This window comes from Nostoc sp., assembly GCF_036919595.1.
Classification (GTDB): Bacteria; Cyanobacteriota; Cyanobacteriia; order Cyanobacteriales; family Nostocaceae; genus Nostoc.
In genome coordinates this window covers 1-18,040 of record NZ_JBALCO010000196.1, presented here as the reverse complement: position 1 = coordinate 18,040, position 18,040 = coordinate 1, and the positions used below count along the sequence as shown (strand labels likewise).

The following is an 18,040-nucleotide window of genomic DNA, read 5'->3' as shown; positions in this document are numbered from 1 at the left end:
AAATCTTGTTCACTATTTGCCAAGAGCAGCATCTTAAGTTGATAGTTCATCTGGTCTAAAAGCAGCACTATACGCTTTCTGAGACTTTTTCTGAATGCTGACCTGGTTGCAATTTTTGCCATAAGCTCTCTACTTCCACTTCTAAAGAGCGGAATTTAATTTTGTGCTGAGGATTGACACACCAATCTGCCACTATATTTAAGGTTCCGGCAATAAATTCCCTCCGACAAGCACTGCGTTGAACTTTTCCACTAGAAGTTTTAGGTAAACTTCCAGTTTTGAGTAGTAAGACTGCATAAGCTTGTAAATCATGGTGTTGTGAGACAGCTTGCAGAATTGCTTTAATCACTTCGTCAGCATTGAGCTTGCGAAGATAACTACGCTCTACTTCTTGAGCAACTACAAGCTTTTCTTGACCTACGATATCGACGGAAAACGCTATTCCAGAGCCTATACGCACTGCTGGATGAGATTTTTCTACAGTCATCTCTATATCTTGAGGATAATGATTGCGACCGAAGATGATAATCAAATCTTTGAGGCGACCGGTGACAAACAGTTCACCGTCCTGTAAAAATCCTAAGTCACCTGTTCGCAGAAACGGCCCTTCTTTTGTATCTGCAAGGTAAGCATTAAAAGTCTCTATAGTTTGGGACGGTTGATGCCAATAACCCTGAGCAACACTCGACCCTGATACCCAGATTTCCCCTATTTGATTATGAGGACAAAGGGTTAAGGTTTGAGGATCGGCAATCACAATTTTCTGGTTTAGTTGGCTTTTACCACAACCAACGATCAATCGGTCATCCTCTTGCTTTCCACAAGCAGTTCTTACTCGGTTTTTCTCTAGGTCTGCTCCTTTCACTGGACAAATAATTGGCGCTGCTCCCTTCAAACCCCCCGACACAATTAAGGTTGTCTCAGCCATCCCGTAGCAAGGATAAAATGCCTCTTTATGAAACCCATAAGGTTCAAAAGTAGTGGCAAAAAGCTCTAGAGTATCTGCCCGAATGGGTTCAGCTCCGGTAAAAGCAATATCCCAGCTACTCAAGTCAAGAGTTGCTTTTTGTTCTGGAGTAATCTTACGACAAGCAAGGTCATAAGCAAAATCAGGTCCACCGCTGGTAGTAGCTTTATAGTGGGAAATTGCCTGTAGCCAGCGAAAAGGCTTCTTGATAAAGGCTGTTGGCGACATCAGTGTGACTAAAAAGCCACCGTAAAGGGGTTGTAGTATGCCCCCTATTAACCCCATATCATGATGAGGCGGTAACCAAATTACACCTTGACTATGAGGTTGATGCTCAAAACATTGGTAAATCAAAGACAAATTGTGTAGCAAGTTGCTATGACTAACCATTACTCCTTTAGGTGTCCCCGTAGAGCCGGAAGTGTACTGGAGAAAAGCTAGTGTGTCACTATTAATTAGTGGTTGTTGCCATTTATCAATAACATCATCAGCAATAGTATCTGTAGCTATCCAATGCAAAGCTGCTATATCTGGAGTATGTAGAAATTGCTCCTTTACATTTATCAAGATGGATGTATTAGTAAGGGCAACTTTTACCTGTGCATCTGCCACGATCGCTTGTAGCCGAAGCATGGGTTTATTAAATTGTGGTGGATAAGCAGGAACAGCTACAACTCCCGCATACAAACATCCAAAAAAGGCCGCTATATATTCTAGACCAGGCTGGTAAAGCAGTAATGCTCGTTCACCTTTGGCATTTAAGGTTTGCAGATACGCAGCGATTCTCTTAGCTTTTTGCTCTAGCTCTTGATAATTTATGCTGATTTCTTCCGTTTCTCCATCCACAAGAAAAGTATAAGCAGTTTTGCTAGGCTGATAGATAGCTCTATAGCGTAGGAGGTCAACTAAAGTTGAGATATTAAGTAAAGTATCTTTTAAACCAGACCCATAATCTGCCATAAGATTTGCTTTAAACGAAGTCACTTGTGATTGAAACTAATTAGTAACGTTTTTGATTTTAACAGCTGCTTTAATACTACTCCTGTTTTGGCGATGAATTAATAATCTAATTGGAAAATTTGGGATAATATTGCCAGTATTGTGTAGGCATGCATATTCCTTGCAATTTTAAATTTTGTAATCGGTATAAATAGGCTGCACCAATCATAAGATGCTCGGCAATATCAACAACTCGCCGATTATTTTGTTCAGCAAGATAGGAGCCTTGTACCCAGTTATTGAAAGCACCCATTGCTGGACTACACCAGATTTGATAGTCCATTTCTCGACCTTGTTCTCCAAAATTAGACCAGCGAGAAGAAAGTCCTAAATACCAGCGAAAAATTAACGCCATTTTACGTTTAGGATTATTATCTGCTCTAGTAATTTGTTCTGGATCGCGTTGAGAAAAATAAACTACAGTATCTTGCCAAACTTCCTCTAAACTTTTTTGAAAAACTTGTTTTTCCAATTCCTTTCTATCTATTTTAGGAATTTCATCAATTGAATTATAAGCTTTATAAAATTCAAAAAGTTTTTGCGATCGCATGGGGAATAAAGTTCCCCGTTTGAGAACCTGTAGTTTTACACCCATTTCAAACATATCTGCTGCTGGTGCCATCATTACATCTGTCATATCTGCTTGAGCAAGTAAATTTTTTGTATGTACAGATGCCCCTGCTTCAATACAAGATTGATTAACTGAACCAGTTAGCACATAGGCAGCTCCCATCATAAATGCAGCTAGTGTTGACTGTGGCGTGCCAATTCCCCCCGCAGCACCAACTCTCACAGATGTTTGATAATTGTATTTTTCTTGAATCTCATCTTGGAGTCTGAGAATCGAAGGCAGTAAACAAACTAAGGATCGATTATCTGTATGACCGCCAGAATCAGCTTCTACAGTAATATCATCAGCCATTGGTACTTGTGCTGCTAGATTGGCTTGTAATTCAGTAATTAAACCTTGCGAAACTAGTAGTTTGAGGAGTTTTTCGGGTGCAGGTTCTAAAAATTTTGTAGCAATTTCAGAGCGAGAAATTTTGGCAATAATTTTGTTTTTAATCTCAATTTTATTTTCAGAATTGAGGCTAAGACCAGCTGCTCGATAATAGACAATGTTGGAAGTTAAGTTTAGAAAAGCAGAAGCTTCAATAGTTTTAACACCATATTTTAGATATAAATCAACAGCGCCGCGCTCAATTGCATTTTCACTAGGACTATGAATCAGATTAAAAGCGTAGGGCGCATTAGGTAATGCTTTCTGAATACGATAGATTGCTTTTTCAATACGCTCTGGAACTAACCCAGCGGCACCAAAGGAACTGAGAATTTTTTCTTTTCCTAAACTAATAACTAATTCTTCTGAAGCAATACCATTAGCCATAGCACCTACGGCATAACCATATTTAACTCCATGAAAAGCCTGAAAACTTGGATCGCCTAATTGTTGAGGTACTAGAGGTGGAACAGCTGTTATAGTATCAATTATCTCAGATTTATGGTTATTAGGTTCGACTAAATATCCTTCATTTGTTACCCCAAGTTGACCTTGCTTTATAACAAAATAACAAGGTAATTCCAAGTTGAGTAATTTAGATTTGATACCTTCATTATCAAAAGCAATTGAATCGAATGAGCCTTTCCATACTGGATTTTGAACATTTGGTTGGTAGTCAAACCTCAGTCCATTTTTTTGAGAGTTTAAGGGTATTGTTGTCATTGTGATATTTTTAATTGCAAAATGGATGAATTGATTTGTATTTTTTTGTTCCGTTATTTCAGATTTTAAAAACCTGATTCAACTAAACAAATTGCCACATTTTTAACTTCATAGATTCTCAGATTTGGTTTCCATAAGCTAGCGTCTCCAACTAAAGTGATTTTTTCTTCAGTAACGTCAATTTTAGAAATGTGGACTTCTAGATACATTAATGTCTGAGTCTGAGGAATTTGCCCCCGATATTTCCAAACCACCTGGTGATCCATAACAGGTACAAATCGAGGTGATTTCATCTGCTTTCCTAAATCAAGATGTAAAGCATAGGCTTGGAGAGCTTGTAAAATTGCCTCTACTCCTAAAGATCCAGGCATCACTGGATCTAAATAAAAATGACACTTAAAATACCAATCAGTTGGTTTAACTTCCTTTTGAGCATAGATGTATCCCTGGTTATAGTTTCCTCCACCTACAATAATTTTCAATTCATTCAATACATCTAATTCATATTTTGCTAAACGATAGTGAGGTCGATAAGGCTGGATTTGGTAATATTTATTTCGACTTTTTGGAGTGCGTAAATCAATCTGGATTTCTGGCAGTTTTAGATTATTTTTTGTTTCATACCAAGGTCGAACATCCTGACCACGATCTAAGCCTATTTGATTGGTTAAAGCTTCAGGGCTGAAATAGCCAAATGAAGCGTCTCCCGTATAAAATACCTCCCCATCACAGGCTACTTTAAATTCAAATTTTTGCAGAATATTACCTTTCATATTTATTGAGGAAAGTAATTTAGATATATTGGTAATTGTTTTACCCCGAATATCTATATCTTTAATTAGATGTCCTTGTCCATCCAGATTCCGAAAACACAAACTTTGATTTTGATATAATAATGTAGTTCCTAAATAGGCAGATAAAAAACCACAAGGTTGAAGACCAATTTCCATCAAAATGGAGTATGGTATTGCCTCAGAAGAGTTTTGACGACAATACCAAGGATCTAAAGGAACATTATACTCAGTAACAATTGATGATCCTTTTGTTAATTGATGGCGTTGTCCCTGTACTTCTAAGACGCGATGCACTAATTGGAGATGGGTGTTAGGCATCCGCGAAACTACTACTGTACCTGCATCATAAATTTTATATTCTGAACCAAAACATTTGGAAAGCGAACCTGTACAAGATTCTTGGATTTGCTCTTCATTTAACAAAGCAGGCTTTGGGGACTTTAACTTTAATTTTATAGGTGCTGATTTTACTAAATGTTTAGTATGAATCAAATTCTCAGGATTCTTTTCGGATAATTGTAAACCTAAGTTTTGGAAGTAAACAATTGTTTTTTCGTGTAAGATAATACTGACATTACATTTAACATAAGGTTTTGGTGTCAAACTAATTTCGGTAATTTCCATCTGGTAGATTAATTTTGCAGATGTTGGAGTTACCTGTCCCCGACAGCGCACTACCTGCGGCAGATTTGGAATGGGTTGAAACCTAGCATCAGTAGTATATGTATGCAATCCTAAATACAGCATATAGAATTCCAGCAGATGACTACAGCCTTCTGCCATCAGAGAACCCGCCATTACTTGATCATCTTTGAAATGACAAGGAAAATACCAATGTTCTGGGTCAAGAATTTTTTCACCGATTATGAAACCTAGACCCCAAGCTCCTCCCGTAGGTTCAATTGAGATCACTCTATCAATCATGAGGATGGCTTTGGGTGGTAAACGCAGAGATGAATTTGAACCATATTGACAATAGTGGTCGCCAAAACAAGCAGCAATATCACCTTCAATAAGGTGCAATATATCCGACTCATCAAAGGTTGACTTTTGGCAAACTAGCAATGGTTCAAAATACTGTTTTTTAATTTGGCTTCTCTGGGTTATTTCTTTATCTGTAAAAATGATACCTTTTCCTTGTTTTAATTGTTGGTCAGAGAAGAATCCGGCACAGCCTCTATCCATTTTTAAAACCATTTTTTCGCCAACGAAACACTCATAGCTAAAGAAAAAAAGTAAATTATTGCCATTTTTTGCAAATGAGTTGATTTTAATGTCGTATCGTAAAGTTTCGCCTTCTTTCGGGAAATCATCTAGAAAGGTTAGAGTGCAATCCAAAAGACGATAAATTAAGTCGCCTTTATTTTCAAAATCAATTCCTAAATAACTAATTAATAATAAATCACATTGACCAGATTCTATAGCTACAGATAAGGGAATTTGACCATCAATAGAATACCAGGCATTGTGAGGAATATCATATTCTGTGGTTATAGAAGATGCTTGAAAACGACCTTTCTCTGCATCTATTTTAGTAACTCGACTTACTAACAAATAAGGAGGCGTAGGTAATCTAACTCGCCGAGAATAGGAATCAATAATTTCATAATCTTGACCAAATACAGAGGCTATATTACCTTGTGCAAATTCTAGCAAATCTGCTTTATCCCAGACAATATTAGAGGACTTAGTATACGCATTAATTGGAGCTTTTAAAGGAAGCGCGATTGTTTCGGCCTCATATATATTTTCTTGTGCAGTCAAGTTCCTATTACGCATTTGTTGAGATCCAGAAATCTGCAACTTAATTATTTTCAAAAAGTGTTGATAATTAAATAAAATAGACGGTGAGTTCATAGCTTTAGATTTGGTGTTTTTGACAAAAATACAATTATAATTAGGCAATGATATTATTTGATTTTTAAATGTTTCTGAGTTTTCCGCATTTACAATATTGCTATAAATATTGCACCCTCCCAATATAACTTTTTTAAGAATTGATTTAGTTGTAAAATCTGCTTCTGTTAATGGGCTATAAAGATGGGATAAATTCACAGAAATACCATGACTAATAATTTTTGCCAAAAGCCTGATTATATTAGTATGGTCATCAATACTTTTAATGCTAGTCGACATAGCTACATGTTCTGATTCCTGAAGATTATCATTAATCCATTTAGAACAGTTATTTTTTGCTCCTACCTCAATAAAAATCCTTACTCCATTTTGATAAACTCGATTAATTAATCGTGGGAAATCTACTGTTTGGCAGCAAAGTTTTGCACTATTATGAGCAAGAGAGTTAGTGTTAACAATTAATTTTTCTGCCGTTACTCCCGAATAAAACTCAATTTTGGGGATCTTTTGAATAGGGAGGGTATGCATGTTAACTATGTCATTGTACACAAATTGTGCAATTTCACAATGTAATACACTGTCAAAATTAATAGTAACATAATGACAGTTTAGCTTTTTAATTATCTTCAAACAAGATTGAGGATTTCCGGCAATTACTACTTCTTGAGCAGTATTAATAAAAGTGACATATACTTTATTTTCTTGCTTTAATATTTCTAAAACTTCTAATACTGGTGCTTTGAGCAGATAAGATGTCCAAAATTTGTCTTTTCTTTCTTGATGAGTTAAAGGTAATCTCCAAAATTGATGAGCTAATACACAAGAACCACACAACTGAGTTCTAAACAAAGGTGATGCCATAATAGCAGCAGTTGTACTACTTGCATAAGAATGACATTGATTATTCCATACTCCCAAAGAAAACAGCATTCCACTGGCTTCACCCAAGCTATATCCGCAAGCAACTTCAGGTTGAATTTGAAAACAATCTTGGAGAATTAAGGTATATAAGAATGACAAGCTAACGCTGCTCAAACACATAGCTACCCCGTCATTAAAAAAATGTTTTGCTATTGTTGTTTTATCTGTTTCTGAAAGTTTAGTTAAACTTCTAGGATAAATGAGCTTTTCACACAGTGACTGACTAACATTAGGCACTGAATTTGAGAAAATCTCATAAAGTTGAGGAAATAATCGAAAAATATCTTTTCCTAGTCCGATATCAGCACTACCCATACCAGGGTAAACAAAAGCAACTTTCCCTTTTTTCCCTAAAGGATTAGCAGTAAAATAACTACCTAACGGAGATTTCCATTCAGATTTTTGCTGAAATGCTTTACTAATACCGGGAATAACCAAGCTAATTTCTTTGAGTAATTCCTGTTGATTATGACCAACAATAGCTAACTTATAATTAGCTTGAACAGTCTGCTGAAAATTTTGATAGGTTTGACTAGCAATGTTTGACAAAGAGAGGGTATTTTCTATCTGCTGCTTTAAGTTATAAATCTGTGCAAGCAAAGCGGGTTGATCATCAGCAGCCAAAGGAAAAAGATAAAAAGGAGTTTGTTCTAAATACTTACTATGCCGATCTTTTTGGCTTGCTTCTTCCGAGATAATCAAGTGAGCATAAGTACCGTCTAACCCTAGTCCATTAATAGCAGCAATTCTTTTAGATATTCCTTCATCTAAGAACCAAGTTCTTGACTCACTAGCAACATAGAAAATACTATTTTGCCAATTTTCTAAATTTTTAGGCTTAGACCATTGGGGAGTGGCAGGAATATATCGATTATATAAGCAAAGAGCAGTTTTAATTAAACTGGCCATGCCAGAAGCGGCATATGTATGACCCACATTAGCTTTAATACTGCCGATACAGCAAGTTAAAGTTTTATTTTGTAATTCTTTATGTTGTCTATATGCTAAATTCAACCCTGTGATTTCAGCAGCATCTTCTTGAGCAATTCCACTACCAAAAACTTCTAAGTAACCAATATCTTGAGGTTGAATGTTTGCAAGATGAAATGCTTGCTGACAAGCTTGTTGAACTGATTCCAGAGATTTACCTTCAGTGTTATTTTGCACTAAGGCGATCGCATCGATAATGGCATAAATTCGTTCTTGTTGTTGAGTAGTTTCATAACGTTTTAGAACAACTGCACCTGCGCCTTCTCCAACCATCCAGCCATTAGCGTTAGCATCATAGCTTAATGTATGAGTTCCCGTATTCACAGGTGCTAGCCGATGGCGTAACAGTACATTTTCAAAACCGCCTGCTAAATCTACAGCCCCGACTACAACTGCATCTACTTCGCCCTGAGTCAATAACATTTGAGCTATTTCTAAGGATTTAAAAACTGAATTTTCCTCGGCAGAAACGGTAAATGCTGGTCCTGAAAAATCCCACAGAGCTGAAATTCTAGCTGCCATAAGATTACCTATAAAGCTAGTAAAGTTACTGACTCGTGGTCGAGAAAAGAGACTATCTTTAAAAATGGTTTCCAACTCGGCAATTTTTTGAGATGACAAACCAATATTTCCTAGTTGTAAACTGGCTGGAATTTGCCAAGATAAATTAATACGCCCAAGACCTTGATGTAATGTTAGTTCTGTTCCCATTGCTATAATTACAGCAACATTTTCTCCCTCGTTTATTCCTGCATCTTTAATAGCATTATCAGCAATTTTTAGCATTAATAACTGTTGAGGAATCAATTGTTCTTCCTCATGAGGTGGAATTTTGAAGCGAAGAAAATCAAAGTCAAAATCTTGAATATAGGCTCCATGAGGAGCTTGTCCATCTACAAAATTGTAGTCTTTGAGTAATTCAGGTTGTGATTCGATTCCTTTCCATCGTTGAGGCGGAACAGGGATAAAATGTTGATGAGCTTCGTAAATTGTTCGATCAAAAGTATCTAAACTTTCACAGGAGCCAAAGCAGGCTTCCATACCTATGATCGCTAAACGATTTTGGCTAGAAGTCGTTGAAATAGGTTTAATTATGTTATTTGTTGTCAAGCCTAAATCTGAATTTTCTTTCTTTGATGACTCTAAGATCAAATGAGCATTTGTACCACCAAAACCAAAAGCACTAACTGCTGCACGTTTAATAGAGGCGTTATTTGGCCAGGGTATGGCTGAACTCACAATTTGGTTTGCTGAAATTCCGCCATTATCCGAACTTAAAGGCTCAATCAAGTTAATTGTTGGCGGAATTACCTCTTTGTTCATGCTGAGAATCACTTTGATTAACCCTGTCATACCTGCGGTAGTTAACAAATGACCAAAGTTTGACTTAACAGAACCAATCAGTGGCGAGGCTTGATGTCTACTGAAGAAGGCATCCATAGAATTAAGTTCTGTGATGTCTCCGATAGGTGTTCCTGTGGCGTGACACTCTACATAGTCAATACTATTGGGATTGATGTCTGCATTCGTATAGGCTCTTTCAAAAGCCAAAATTTGACCTTTGGGGTTGGGATTGAGGACGGATTTTCCTTTGCCATCGTTAGATAAACCAATACCGTTAATGGTAGCGTAAATGCGATCGCCATCTCGAAGTGCATCATCATATCGCTTCAGTACTATCATTCCAGCCCCTTCTCCGGCAATTAGTCCTGCCGATGATTTATCTAAGGGACGGGTCACACCATTTTCGGGATAGGCTTGGAAGATAGAAAATCCTAGATGAATGAACAGCGGGTCAGCACAGCTAACTGCACCTGCTAACATTAAGTCAGCTTTGCCTGATAACAAGTAATCACAGGCTAGTTTGATTGCATATAGCGATGAAGCACAAGCAGCATCTAAAGAAAAGTTGATTCGCGAAAGAGATAATGCTTGAGCAATCAATACTGCTGGATATCCAGATGACCTACCATTCAAAGGAGATAAATTACTAGGTAATTTCTGCAAATGGAAGGATTTATCTTGTAAAAGCTCTTGAATAGCCGAATTAATTACCTTGTGATAGATAGGTGCAAAAAGTCGATAAGAAGATCTAGTAGGAAAAGAAAGATTTCCCAATATAACACCACAGTTTGACAAAACAGAGCGATTTTCTAAATAACCACTATCTTGCAAAGCCTGTTTTGAGACATAAAGAGACCATTGATAAATTTTATCTAAACTTGTCAGGATTGCCGGAGCAATTTGATATTCAGTGGCATCAAACTGAAAATCCCGAATATAGCCACCCCTCATACAATAAAATTTGTCAGGTTTCCCCTTTACTGCATCGTAAAATAGATTTGCATCTACACCCATTAGATCTTCATTTGCTAAAGAGGTCAAATCTTTTTGTTTAACTAAATTATGCCAATATTTTTCAGGAGTGTCTGCACCTGGAAAAAGACAAGATAGACCAATAATTGCAATAGATGTCATGATGAGATTTTATTAGGGTTAACATACTTTAGAAGAATTTTCATTAAACCTCTTTATCTATCTTCAGCCGGAATGAATAAAGAATTTAGTTGTTTGTTGATAATTGCTTCAGCACCGAACACCTGTGAGTAAACTTGTCCATTAATGTCGTGGGATATGATATTAGCCTTAAAACTAGTATTATTACTAGACAAAACCTCTATTGAAATATAAAATATTTTCCCTAATGGAATATCTTGAAAATGTGAATAAAACAAACCTTTTAAAGGTAAACATGCTGCTTGATAAAAATGGCGAACCCAAATCAACATACCCTGATTTTGCACATCTGCTGTACAAGGGTTACAGCTCTGTACTGGAAACTGACCAAATTGTTCAATATCTGTTATTAAACTCATGCATTCAAGTGTAATTTTTTTTGAGCTAATATTTAAAACTCGTTTAACACCTTGAAAACCAAATCCGTGAAATAATGTGCCATCTTTATAAGGTGACCAACCTACACATTTTTCATCTTCATTTTTGTCAAATGCCTCGTATATATAAGTATTAGGAATTTGACACATAAGTTTAACTTGTGTACTGTAATGATATCGTAGTCTTCCTAGTGTCGTTTCACTCGATATAGTGACAGCTAATTCTATTTCATTATTTAGAGATTTGTTAACTTCTTTCAAATCCACAATGTATTCATTTGCTAAATTCTCATCAAAAACAATCCCTTTCAAAACTTTACAATTACTGCAACTGAAAAATTTATAACCTGGATATAATTGTTCGCAAGTATTAATCATCCAGGCTATGGAATAAGTAAATGGTAATACGGCATGTTCTCCAATTACATGATCTAGCAAAAATGGATTGGCTTCTAAAGTTAATTTGCGCCGGATACTGTAAGTTTGTATTTCCTCATATAATGAGCTATGTATGTTAGCAAGAGAACCACCAACTAGTACCTGTACTTTCTCTCGATCGCCAAATGCTAACTCCTCAACAAGCATTTGAGTTCCAACTTCAATAGGAATTACTTCTATATTGCGTTGGGCAAAAATTTGTTTTACTTCTGGTGTTACCATACCCCCATCCCAGGGACCCCAGTTAAAGGAAATAACGTGACAGTTTGGATATTGATGTCTAAATTGGTGAGCAAATTTGTTAAGAATTTCATTGGCGATCGCATAATCAGATTGACCAATATTCCCATAAAATCCAGCAGCAGATGAAAATATAACTAAATGATGCAGTTGGTTTATCTCAACACAACTGAGCAGTGTTTCCAAACCTAAAATTTTAGGTACATAAACCGCCTCAAAATCCTGTACTGTTTTATGCTCAATTAACTTATCAGCTAAATTACCTGCACCATGAATGATACCTGTAATTCTGCCAAATTTTTTTGCAATTTCTGCTACTTTTTCTGGGACTAAATGGCCTATAGTGATATCAGCACGAATATATTCAACTTGGCTACCGAACTGCTCAATTTTAGATAGTGTTTCTCTAATTTCGCGCCCTTGAACAATACTTTTAAGTAAAGTATTTACCTTAGTAGGTGTAGGTTTTTCTCCTTGAGCATAAATATCTTCGATTATACGTTTTTTCAAATTAATTTCATCACTACAACCTTTTGCATAGTTAGGTTCAGGATTCACAGATGAACGACCAAGCAGAATAAACTTACATCGAAAAACTTTGGCTAATTTAATAACACATTGAGCTGTAATTCCACGTCCCCCACCACTCACAAGAAATACAGAATTTTGGCTAATATGATTTTTAATTTTTGAATTGCCAGAAATTGCATAATTCTCATTAACAATAGTAGTACGTCCTTGAGAACTATATCCAACTTCCAACATTAATCGATTGGGATCATATAGTTCAGCAATGATTGACTGGACGGCAATTTCAGGAATGATATCAGTACTAATATCTACTGCTCGACAAAATACTTTTTGCCATTCTTGATTGAGGGTTTTTGTCAACCCAAACAGACCTCCATGAATATGACTAAAATCACAGTTTCCCCCGATGCCCAAATTTCCATCTAAACGACATACAGTTATAAACCAACTACGTCCTTGTTTAGCTGCTTCATTAAGGGACTTTTTCAGGTGTTTTGCTATCAGAAAAACATGTTTAAGAATAGCTTTGGCTGTACTAGCTGTTGTAGTTATGGGACTTAGATGAATAAACGCGCCAATAGAACCATAATCTTGAAAAATTGCTTTTAGCTGTTGTTGTAAATGCTCCTCGCTCATATCTGATAGTCTTACATGATTTATTCCTATTGGTAGTGAGAGGCGATCGCTAACAACTGATTTTGGGAAGCTGAGTAATACCACTTTCCATCCTTGTGTGGTTAAAGACTGAGCCAACTTGATACTAATTGGACTACCATCTACAGTCAGCAAACAGATGTACTGTTGATTCAAAGTGCAATCCAATTTATCTGGAGTGGGTAAATACTGTAGTTTCGCCCACCCCCGTTGAATTGTATGAGTTAGAGATGTTTTCGAGATTTCTATATTTTGATTAAAGTTTTTTTTTCAGCCGTCAATGACTGTTGGCCTACATAGGTTACAATTTGCCCTAAAGTTCTCAGTTCTGATAGTTCTTCAGGATTCAATGAGGGTAAATCAGGAGATAGCTCCTGCATTGCTCCAAGGATTTCTACTCGTTTGATGGAATCAATACCTAAATCTGCTTCCAGATCCATCTTTAACTCCAACATTTCAGTTGGGTAACCTGTTTTATCACTAACTATTTCTAAGAGAGATTGAGCCAAAACTTCTAAATCTGATGTTACAATAAAATCACTTTTTTGTGCTAATGATTCTACTTTCTCTAATTGGGTCACCAACTCATTTCCTATTGTTTTTGGAATTGAAGTTGTATTATTTATATATTCGACTATTTGCCCTAAAGTTCTCAGTTCTGATAGTTCTTCAGGATTTAATGAGGGTAAATCAGGAGATAGCTCCTGCATTGCTCCAAGGATTTCTACTCGTTTGATGGAATCAATACCTAAATCTGCTTCCAGATCCATCTTTAACTCCAACATTTCAGTTGGGTAACCTGTTTTATCACTAACTATTTCTAAGAGAGATTGAGCCAAAATTTCCAAATCAATAGCTGGTGATTGTGAGGAAATTGCTACTTTCTGAAATTCTGGGTCATTGGAAATCAGCGGTTGACTTTGATTAGAAGCATTTTCTGAGATTGACTCAACGACATTTATTGAAGTAGTTATTAGAGTAGAGGCTAAGTCCAGCTTTGGATAAGGGATAGTGGTTGTATCAATGTTTGATTTATTTGTAATTTTTTGGAGATTGATGTTTTTTTCTTGCTCTTTTAATAAGGAGTTAGCATGAAAATCAATCAATTGTTTTTTCTGAAAATAGTCATTAGTCTCTTCTGTAATTAAAACAGGATACTGTTGTTGCATCAACTGTAGAAATTTTTGGGAAGCTTCCCCTTGATTCTTTATATATTGTTCTTGAACACGTAATACTTCAGCTTGATGTTCGTAAAAACGCATGATCATGCGCTCAAAACTTTCGATAACTGACTGGTTTTGCAAAGAAGCAACTGGTAGTTCTTGGGGAACTTTTGATGGTGTAGATTGAGTTAACATTGATACTGCGTGCTTAGAGGTTATAGATTGAGTTTGAGAAGGCTTATGGGACTTATCAGTGGCTATTTGTCCGTTTTCATGTATTTGATTATGTCGTGGATGTTTCTCGTTTGTAGACTGGCCATTACTGTTACCGTTAACACCTGAAGATTCTCCACTGGTTTTTAATTCTGATTTTTGTGTATCTTGTTTTAGTTGAATCGGAGATTGAATTTTATCTTCATTCTGCAAAGCTTTTTCAAAGGCATTTCTGGTTTTTTCACTGACATAATTACCGCCGTTTAAACGTACAGTTAAACTATTTTTGGGATTAGGAGCAGGTACTTTTTGTTCCACTTGATAAGGATCGAGTTCGCCCAGAGCTAATCCAGTGACCCGTAGATGTATAACTGCTTCACGGAAAATGCGATCACTATCTTTGGATTGATGGCGACTTTGAGCATTTAACGCTATTGCTAAATGCGGTCTTTTGCCCAGAATATTTTTGACTAGGTTTGTCAGAATCTGCTTTGATCCAAATTCTACAAAACAGTAGCCACCATCTGCGTAAATATTTTCAATTTCCTCCTTAAACAAAACCGGTTTTAAAAGATGATCTATTAAAGTTTGACGAATTTGTTCTGGGTTTTGTGGATAAACGTTTCCTGTGACATTAGAGAAGACAGGAATTTGAGGTTGATTGAATTTGACAGTTTTAATTGCTTGGGCAAAAGGCTTTTGAGCGTAACTAACAAGAGAAGTATGAAAAGCCGCAGAAACAGTAAGTAAAATGCAGGAATAACCTTGTTTGTTCAATACCTGCTGAACTTTGCTAATTTCTGATTTAGTTCCAGCCAATACTACCTGACTATTGGAATTCCAGTTAGCAACTATAATTTGTGAAAAATGGGTGATTAGTTTCGGCAATTTGCTAATATCACCGGTGACAGCCAGCATACTTCCTGTATCAACATTAGAACTGGGAAGAGATGCCATTGCTTGTCCCCTAGCCTTGACTAAGAAAAAGTAATCTTCATCTTGCAAAACTTTAGCACACCACAAAGCTGTGAGTTCCCCAAAACTATGTCCTGCCACAAAATCAGGTTTGAATCCAGTTTGTTGCAGAATCTTATATAGACCAACACTAAGAACACCAATTGCAGCCTGAGCATTTTCAGTACGTTGCAATGTTGCCATTTGAGCATCTTTTTGAGCTTGGGCAAAAACCGGAGTAGGAAATACAACATCAGAAATAGGTGATAATCCATCTTTAAGCAAGATGCTATCCATCTGGGCATAGGCTTGATGGAGTACTGGGAAATTGAAGGTTAATTCCTTACCCATCTCTAAATACTGAGAACCTTGCCCTGAAAACAAAGCAACTATTTTTGCTTTAGGATCTATACCTTTTTCGCGATAGTAGATGCCTTGGGGATGTTCCCATGACTCTGCTGATTCCTCTACAAGTAAATTAATCGCAATTTGCAAGCAATCACAAATTTCTATCACAGATTCAGCAATAAATCCTAATCTAGCAGAGTTAGAGGGAATTGCTAACGTTTTACAAGCATCAACGAGTTCTGCGTAGTGCTGTTCTTTAGCTATAGATTGTAGCTGTTGCAGAACTGTCTGACATCGAGTTTGCAATTGTTGTGGGTCATCGGCAAACAATAAAATTTCATTACGGTTGTGGTGTAAACGATAAGAGCGATTTTGTTCGCCTTTGTATTCTTCTAAGACCACATGATAGTTAGTACCACCAAAGCCAAAAGAACTAACACCTGCTCTTCTGAAAGGCTCGTTTGCAGTCCGATGCCAAGGCCGAGCCTCCGTATTCAAATAAAAAGGTGAGTCTTCAATTTGCAGTTGCGGATGAGGCTTGGTGATATTAATGGTGGGCGGCAGTATTTTATGGTGTAGAGCTAAAGCAGTTTTTATTAGACTGGCTGCACCGGCTGTAGCTTTAGTATGTCCAATTTGGGATTTGATACTTCCCAATGCTATATGTTGTTTTTTAGGGTTATTTTCCCTAAAAACTTCATTTAAAGCTGTAAACTCCGCTGGATCGCCTGCCATAGTTCCTGTTCCATGAGCTTCGATCAAACTTACAGTTGATGCTGTAAATCCGGCTTCTGCATAGGCTCTACGCAAAGCCACAGCCTGCCCTGAAGATCGTGGTGCATAAATACTTTTATGCTTGCCATCGCTAGATGTTCCAATACCTTTGATGGTAGCGTAAATGCGATCGCCATCTCTTTCAGCATCTTCAAGGCGTTTGAGTACCATCATCCCAATTCCTTCTCCGATCAGCATTCCATCTGATTCAGCATCGAAGGGTCTAATTTTTTGCTGTTTGGAAAAGGCAGGGGTTTTACTGAAACACATGTACATGAAAATCGAATTGTCAGTATCTACCCCACCTGTAATCATCATCTCACTTCGATATTCAGTCAGTTCACTCACTGCCATTCTCAAAGCACCTAATGAAGCTGCACAAGCAGCATCGACTACACAGTTAATTCCTCCTAAATCCAGACGGTTAGCAATCCTTCCAGCTATCACATTACCTAGCATTCCTGGAAAAGAATTTTCTTCCCATTTAATATACGCAAGCTTGATTTTTTTAATAATTTGATGAGTCTCTGCTTCAGATAGACCACTATTTAGCAGTACCCTCTCCCACACAGGATATTGCAAACGAGTAGTCAGTGGCGTAAGTAGTTTTTGCCCACCTCCAACTCCCAGAATGACACCCGTGCGATCACGAATTGCATTGCTAGCTTCATTATAACCAGCATCTACCATCGCTTGTTTAGCAACAAGTAGTGAGAGTATTTGTGAAGAATCTGTCACTTCCAAAATATTGGGGGGCAATCCAAACTCCATCGGGTTAAAATCAATATCTGGTATAAAACCACCCCGTCTGCAATAGGTTTTATCAGGAGTCTTAGGATCGGGATCGTAATAGTCGTCTATGTTCCAGCGTGAAGCAGGAATATCAGTAATACAATCAGCTTTGCTAACTATATTCTCCCAATATTCTTGTAAATTTCTAGCTTGTGGGAAAATACAGGCCATCCCAATAACGGCTACAGGAGTCTGTTGAAGTTGATAATTAACTTTTTTTGTGCTATCTGGCATTATCTGTATCCTTAACACATTAATTTAAGTCAATGCTGAATTACGACTTAGTAACAGAAGTATTAAACTGAATTTCTATCTAAATTCGTAAATATATTTCAATTACAATAGCCATTTAATCCAATTTTTCAAACTTTTAATGAGCTAAGTTAGCTTCATTAATGAGTTTTAATGCCATGCAACATCTCATCTTTAAAATTTTTAATCACTTATATCTTGTACATATACAATCTTTTACTAAAAAATTTATTCTACCTTACTTAAATAAAGGGGAGTTATTAATATCAGGATAAATCATAGTTAAGAATACATTCAGTAATTCTTGATTTTTTCCCAAACATTGAGCGCTAATTGTTTATAATCCAAAATGCATTTTTTACTTATAGCAACTGCCTTGGCAATTTGAGTATCAACTGTAAGTATTTATTATACTTACTTGAATAAAGGAAAATTATTAACATCAGGATAAATCATAGTTAAGAATACATTCAGTAATTCTTGATTTTTTCCCAAACATTGAGCGCTAATTGTTTATAATCCAAAATGCATTTTTT

At 36.6% G+C, this 18,040-nt stretch carries 5 protein-coding genes; all 5 read right to left on the bottom strand.

Annotated elements, in window-relative coordinates; genetic code table 11:
* Positions 1 to 67: 67 nt before the first annotated feature.
* The 5 genes from V7K21_RS29920 to V7K21_RS29900 all read right to left on the bottom strand — a co-directional run bounded on the left by V7K21_RS29920 (position 68) and on the right by V7K21_RS29900 (position 17,486).
* The gene (locus V7K21_RS29920) at positions 68 to 1,927 is read right to left on the bottom strand and encodes a fatty acyl-AMP ligase (RefSeq protein WP_335179646.1); all 1,860 of its coding nucleotides are present in this window, start codon (positions 1,925 to 1,927) and stop codon (positions 68 to 70) included.
* A gap of 106 nt (positions 1,928 to 2,033) precedes the next feature.
* Positions 2,034 to 3,689: a PfaD family polyunsaturated fatty acid/polyketide biosynthesis protein gene (locus V7K21_RS29915; protein WP_335179644.1), complete on the bottom strand. Its 1,656-nt coding sequence runs from the start codon at positions 3,687 to 3,689 to the stop codon at positions 2,034 to 2,036.
* 65 nt (positions 3,690 to 3,754) lie between these two features.
* Positions 3,755 to 10,729 carry a beta-ketoacyl synthase N-terminal-like domain-containing protein gene (locus tag V7K21_RS29910; RefSeq protein ID WP_335179642.1) on the bottom strand — a complete coding sequence of 2,325 codons (6,975 nt, stop codon included), beginning with the start codon at positions 10,727 to 10,729 and terminating at the stop codon, positions 3,755 to 3,757.
* 53 nt (positions 10,730 to 10,782) lie between these two features.
* Positions 10,783 to 13,164 (bottom strand): SDR family NAD(P)-dependent oxidoreductase, encoded by a 2,382-nt coding sequence (locus V7K21_RS29905; RefSeq protein ID WP_335179640.1) that lies wholly within the window; start codon positions 13,162 to 13,164, stop codon positions 10,783 to 10,785.
* Between the two features lie 89 nt (positions 13,165 to 13,253).
* Complete coding sequence (locus V7K21_RS29900) at positions 13,254 to 17,486, bottom strand: beta-ketoacyl synthase N-terminal-like domain-containing protein (RefSeq protein ID WP_335179639.1); 4,233 nt, start codon at positions 17,484 to 17,486, stop codon at positions 13,254 to 13,256.
* Positions 17,487 to 18,040: the final 554 nt, after the last annotated feature.